This is a genomic window from Janthinobacterium sp. JC611 (assembly GCF_018682595.1).
GTDB lineage: Bacteria > Pseudomonadota > Gammaproteobacteria > Burkholderiales > Burkholderiaceae_D > Janthinobacterium.
This window is the reverse complement of the sequence record NZ_JAFLJN010000054.1, coordinates 21,864-28,484: the sequence shown is the minus strand read 5'-3', so window position 1 is coordinate 28,484 and position 6,621 is coordinate 21,864. Positions and strand designations below refer to the sequence as shown.

2 protein-coding genes are annotated in these 6,621 nt (G+C 65.1%); both read right to left on the bottom strand.

Going from position 1 to position 6,621, the window contains the following annotated elements; all coding sequences use genetic code 11:
* A partial coding sequence (locus tag J0O65_RS25200) for a two-partner secretion domain-containing protein (protein ID WP_215409909.1) occupies positions 1 to 4,623 on the bottom strand: 4,623 nt, incomplete at its 3' end.
* A gap of 85 nt (positions 4,624 to 4,708) precedes the next feature.
* Positions 4,709 to 6,481 carry a ShlB/FhaC/HecB family hemolysin secretion/activation protein gene (locus J0O65_RS25195; RefSeq protein ID WP_215409908.1) on the bottom strand — a complete coding sequence of 591 codons (1,773 nt, stop codon included), beginning with the start codon at positions 6,479 to 6,481 and terminating at the stop codon, positions 4,709 to 4,711.
* Positions 6,482 to 6,621 lie beyond the last annotated feature (140 nt).

The following is a 6,621-nucleotide window of genomic DNA, read 5'->3' as shown; positions in this document are numbered from 1 at the left end:
GCCTTGTGCCGCGATGACGCCCGTATTCGTGATGGCGCCTGTTACGGTCAGGGATTGATTCCTAGCCGCATACAGGCTGCCCGTGTTGTTGAGGCTGGCCAGTGTCGCGTTCAGGTTGGCGCCGGCAAACACGTTGCCGGCCGTATTGTTGAATTTGCCAGCATTCAGCGTGGCATCCCCGGCCACTGCCTGCAATTGGCCCTTGGTATTGTCGATATCGCCACCGGACAGCTGCAGATGGCGTCCCGCCGCCACCGTGCCTTCCGTGTTGTCCAGGCTGCCTACCGTAAGTCCGGCATCCTGCGCCGCCACGATACGGCCCGTGTTGTTCAGCAATACCTGAGATTTGACCAACGCATCGCCATTGCCTTCGATCTTGCCGCCCGTGTTGTCCAGCTGGCCGGTAGCGCTCACCGTCATCAGGCCGGTGCCCGTCTGCGCCAGACTGCCGGCGCGGTTGTCCAGCGTGCCGGCGTTCACCGTCAACTGATTGGCCACCGTCGTCGCATTGCGGTGGTCGAAGCTGGCTGCCGTGATATCCAGCTTGCCATTGCCCGTGATCTTGCCGGATTGATTAAGGAACTGGCCCGCGTTGATGGCCAGCAGACCCGCACCCGCGTGCTCCAGCTTGCCATTGACGTTCGTCAACACCGTCGCGTTAAGTGCCAGATTATGGCTGTTGGCGGCGATGCGGCCTGCCGTGTTGTCCAGCTTGCCTGTGGTGATGACGGTGTCGCCGGTGCCCGTCTGCACGATCTCGCCGCTGGCGTTGTTCAGATTGGCCACGTTCAGCTGCAACTGCCCCGCGACCAGCTGGCCCTGGCTATTCACCAGCGACTGGGCGTTGTTCGCATTGGCCGTGATGGCCAGCACATTGCTGGCGGAAATCACGGCCTTGTTCGTCACGACATCGCCAGTATTTGCCGTGATGGCGATGTTTGCCGCACCCGTCTGGCTGTTCGACATATCCACACTGGAACCCGTCAGCGTCGCACTGCCCGCCGCCAGGTTCTGTCCGCTCGCCTGCAACACGCCATCGGCGTTGATGGTCAAGTCGCCCGTCGTACCCAGGCTGCCGTCCGCTTTCACGCCAGCGCCCAGCAAACCGCTGCTGGTCACTTTATTAGCGGAAATATTGGTGTTGCCAACGGAGGCAATGGAGCCGCTGTTGTTCAGCAAGCCGCCCACCGCCAGTTGCTGGTTCCGGCCCGCGTACAGCAGACCGGCGTTATTCAAATCAGCGCTGATGCGCGCCGTCAGGTCCGTGCCGGCGCTCACTGTTCCCTGCTGGTTCAGCAAGGTCGCCGCGTCCAGACGTAAATTGTCCGCCTGCAAAACGCCACGCGTGTTGTCCAACACAGTACCGCTCACCTGCAGGCCAGTGGTTGCGGCAATAACGCCGTCGGTATTATTCAGCGCGTCTTTGCTGACGACAGAAGCGGCTGCCGCCGAGGTGATACGCCCCTTGCTATTGTCCAGCACGCCCGCCTGCACCTGCACGCTGCCATTGCCGGCGATGCTGCCACGCGTATTGTCCAGCGTCTGCGCCACGTCCACGCGCATCTGTCCTGGCCCTGTCTGCTGCAGGGTACCGTCGCTGTTGTCCAGCTGACCGGCCTGCACCGCTACCTGCTGCCCCGACGTGACGGCTTGGCGGTGGTCGAGCGTTTCCGCCTGGATATCAACTACACCATTGCCCGTCACCTTGCCCCGCTCGTCATCGAAGCGCGTTGCTGCTATGTGCAAGCTGCCCGTGCCCGCGTGTTCGATGCTGCCGTCGCGGTTGATCACCTGTTCCGCAGTCAGCGCCAGCTTGGCGCTGTTGACGGCGATGCGCCCACCCGTGTTGTCGAGGGTGCTGCCTTGCAAGGTGGTGTCGCCCGTGCCCGTCTGGATCACGGTGCCGCCGCGGTTGTCGAGCGATCCCGTTTTCAGGTCCAGCTGGCCCGCGCTCAGGGTGCCGCGCACGTTCGACAGGGCCTGACCGCTGCCGGCCGCCATCACGGACAGCAAGCCGGTGGTCGTCACCAGTGCGTTATCGGTCACGACATGGCCGGCGTTGGCGTTCAGGGTAATCGCCGCGCCGCCCGTCTGGCTGCCGCTCAGGTCGATGGCGGTGGCCTGCATGCTGGTCTTGCCGGCCGCCAGGTTCTGGCCGTGGGCGCCGATCGCTTGCGTGGCCGTCAGTTGCAGCTGGCCGCTGCCGGCCAGGCTGCCGTCGGCGCGGATGCCGGCGCCCAGCAGGCTGCCGGTCGCGCTGCCGATGCGGCTGGCGTCGATGCGGTTATCGCCCTGCGCCGCGATGACGCCGCTGTTGCTGATCGCGCCGCTCACCTGCAGCGCGTGGCTGCCGGCCGCATACACGTTGCCGCTGTTGAGTACCTCGCTGGCCTTGGTAGTAAGATTGCCACCAGCAAACACGCTGCCAGCCGTATTGTTCAACTTTGCGACCGTCAAGGCCGCATCGCCCGACAGCGCCTGGATCTGGCCGCGCGTGTTGTCGACGTCGCCGCTGTCCAGGCGCAGTGTACGGCCCGCCGCCAGGGTCGCCTCAGTGTTGTCCAGCGCGCCAGTCGACAGCGCCAGGTCCGTGGCCGAGACGATACGGCCCTTCTGATTTTGTACATTGCCCGCTTGCACGCTCAAGACGCCATTGCCTTCCAGCGCGCCACTGCGATTGTCCAGCCCGCCGCGCACCTGCACGCGCGTGTCGCCCTGCCCGCTCTGCGCCAGGCTACCGCCCCGGTTGTCCAGGTTCCCGGCATCAATGCTGAGCTGCCCTGCCACTGTACGGGCATCGCGGTGGTCGACCTGTTCCCCGCTCAGCGCCATGGCGCCGTTGCTGACGATGCTGCCGCGCTGCAAGTTGACTTGCGCTGCGCCGATCTCCAGCGCGCCCGTGCCCGCATGCTGGATGTGCCCGTCCTGGTTGCTCAGGCTGGCCGCTTGCAGGCGCAAGGCCTGGCTATTCGTGGCGATGACGCCGCGTGTATTGTCCAGGCTTCCCGGCAATTGAATCGCCAGGTCGCCGGCGCCCAGTTGCGTGAGCTGGCCGCCCACGTTCGACAAGTCGTGCGCGTTCACGCCCAGCTGATGGCCCGTCAGCTGCGCCGCATCGCTGCGCACGGTGCGCGCCGCATCCAACTGCAGGCGTTCGCGCGCGCTGACCTGCGCGCGGCTGGCGTCGAGGTCGCCCGCGCTGGCGCCCAGGCGCACATTCGCACCCGACACTTGCGCACCCGTCAAATCGAGCTGGCGCGCCGTCAGGCTGCTGTCGCCGCCCGCCACGGCCGTGCCGTGCACGGCAATGGTGTCCCCAGCGGAAACGTTCAGCTTGCCGCTGGCCGTCAAGGTGTTATCCAGATTCAAGCCAGCCGCCAGCACCGAGCCGGCAGTGGCATCGATGCGCGCCGCCGCGCCCGTGGCGTGCACCTCGGCATTGTTCTGCGCGCCGATCACACCGCTGTTGGCAATATTGCCCTGTGCCTGCACCTGGCTGTCGCCGCCGGCATACACGGTGCCGCTATTGGCCACGTCGCCCGTCACGGCAATGCTGGTCTGGCTGCCGCTGCCGGCCGACTGGATATTGCCGCTGTTACTCAACCAGCCATTCGATTGCAGCACCAGATTACCCGCCGTGGCCGCCAAGACGCCCGCATTGCGCACACCCAGGCCCGCTTCCGTGCCGATGAGGGTAATCTTGCCCGCGTACATGCCGCCCAGTTGCGCCACGTCCAGCGCGTAGGCTGGGGCCGGCCCCACGCCAGCGGCAGCGCCCGCCACGTCATGCGCCGCGTCGATCTGGTTCGCGCCCGTCACCACCTTCAGTTCCTGCGCCCAGATGCCGCCATTGATCTGTGCGGCGCGCGCCAGGATCGCCGTGTAATCGCTCAGCGAGGTATCCAGCCCACGGCCGTTGATGCTGACCACGCCGCGCTGCACCATGTAGCCGTCCAGGCTGCCGCCATTGAGGATCGGCGTGCCCGTCGTCAGCACGACCCTGCTGGCATTGATAAAGCCGCCGCCATCGACAGCGACGCCGGCCGGATTGGCGATGACGACTTCGGCGCGCTGGCCCGCCACCTCAACATAGCCGCGCAGCTGGCTCGGGTTGGCCGAATTGACTTCATTGAGGATCACGCGCGCGCTGCCGCCAGCCAGCCACGGGTTGCCCTGCACCCAACCGCCCGTCTGCGTCTGCACATTGCCGCGGCTATTGTTCAGGATGGCGCCGTTCGCCGTCACGTCGAACTGGCTGTAGGTGTTGCGCGACACGCCCGCCGCGCTCGGCGTCTGGATGTTTACTTGCGTCACGCCATTCGCGCTTTGCACCACGGTCGGGCGCTGGCGGCCAGGCGCGTTCGGATCGGCCACGATCTGTCCCATGGCCGGCCCGGCGACAAAACTCACCATGCCCAGCGCCCCGAATATGGCCAGCGCCAGCGGCCGCAACTTGCCATTCACACTGACACTTGGCCCGCCACCGCCATCGCCTTCAAACACGCCATGCGTCAAGCTGCCCTCGCCCTTGGCCGCCTTACCTTGCGAAGAAGCATTTTCGGCGACGACCATCAGTTGGCCACGGCGTTTATTGAAGATGATGCGGTACAGGTTCTTGTTCATGAAATGTCCAAATGACAATCAATTAATGCGATAAAGGGAGAAGAGAACGGCTGGCGGATAGCGGCGTTTCACATCGGAATTTTTTTTAATAGCTGGCGTTCAGGCTGAAGCCGGCCGTATGGCTGGCCGTGCGGAACAGGTCGGGCTTGCGCACGGGCCAGCCGACAAAGGCGTCGTACTGCACGCCCAGCCACTGGCCGCGCAGGCCGACGAAGGCGCCCGTCAGGTTGCGCGCGATCAGCCATGCGGCGGACGGTCCCGCCACTTCGCCATGGTCGAGTCCCGCATACGCTTCCTGGCCGCTGCCGCCCAGCGGCATGCCGACTTCGTTGCGCAGCAGCCAGCCCCGTTCGGCCGACAGGCTGCTTTCGCCGTCATAGCCGCGCACGGTATACCGCCCGCCAATCGCAAAACGGTCCTGCGGCACCAGCGGCGTGCGGTTGTGCTGCATGCGCCAGCTGCCCGTGTAGCGCAGCGGCTGGCCAGCCAGCGTGAACGGCGCCGACAGGGCCGCGTCGGCCAGCAGCAGCCGCATGCGCGACGTGCCCTCGCCAAATGCTTCCTCGGGCGCGGCCAGCGCATCCATCGCGCCCGTGCCGCGCCGGTACTGCAGATTCAGGTCCAGGGTGGCCTGGCCCATGAATTCACGGTGACCAAGGCCCAGCTCCCAGCCGGCCATGCGGCGGCGCTGCACTTCCACTTCCGTGTCGTCGATGAAGTTTTGCGCGGAACGCTGCCAGCCGCGCAAGGACACCGTCGTCTTGCGCGACGCATCACGGTACACCAGGCGCGACAACTTGACTTCGCGATTCTGGCTGGCGCCGCTGTAGTTGTAGTCCTGGCTGATGCCGGCCACGGACTGGTGGTAATGGCTGTCGCTGGCCGTAAAGGCCAGCAGCCAGTAGGCATACGGAATCGAGTAATGGGCCACCATGCCGCCGGTGCCGCGCGGACCGTGCCGGTTGCCGTCGACGTTCTGGTTCAGGCTTAAATAAAACAGGTCGTTCAGGGTCAGCCAGTGGTCGTACGACAGGGTCACGCTGCCCTGCAGCTTGCCCGTCGAGCGCGAACCGCCATCGTCGAGGCCCAGCGCCAGGCGAAACGGCAAGCCCTGCTTCCACTGGATCTGCAGGTCGCTCTCGCCCGGCTTCGCATTGCCGCCCTCGGCCGGCATGATCTGGATATCGGCTTCGGCCGTCGGCACGCGCTTGAAGTTTTCCAGCGCCTGTTCCGTGTCGCGCACGTTGAGCAAGTCGCCCGGCAGCGCCGGCACGGCATTCCACCACGTGGCGCGGGGATTCGTGCCGGGCGCAAAGCCGATCTGGCGGATGCGCCCCGGTATCACGCTCAAGGCCAGCGTACCCTTGCTCAAGTCCTGCGGTTCGGCCAGCACGCGCGTGGTGACGTAACCGCGCGCGATGATGGCGTTCTGCATGCGGCCCATCAGCACATTGATGGCCTGCGTGCCCAGGCAACGGCCCAGCGCAGCGTCCGGCGCGCCCAGGTCATCGCGGCTGGCGGCGGCCAGCGCCCACTGGAATTGCGCGGCGTCCTCGCCCCGCAACTCCAGGTGGTCGATGGTAAAGCATGGCGATACGCCTGCGGGCAGGCGGTTGGCGGACGCGGCCGTAGGCGCCTCGAGCAGGCGCACGTCGGGCGTGCGCTCCTGCTGCTGGCGCAGGACGCGCTCGCGTTCTTGCTGGCGTATCAGTTCTTGGCTGGCATCGTCGCGCTGGCTGCTGCCAGGCGGGGTGGGAAGGGGCGGCGCGATGTCGGGACGGGTCTGCGCGGACACGGCGGCACACAGGGTGCCGCTAAACAAAAATACACCGCACCATGGCGTCAAGCGCAGGTGCATATGTTGCCTTAAGTAATTATTTACGTAAGGAAATTATAAATTAATTATTTCTATTGAGCAACTTTATTTATTTCTTGGGAACTTTACCTCTTTGGTAACTGTCTTTCAACTATCCAATTACCACTAGTAAAACGAACAAG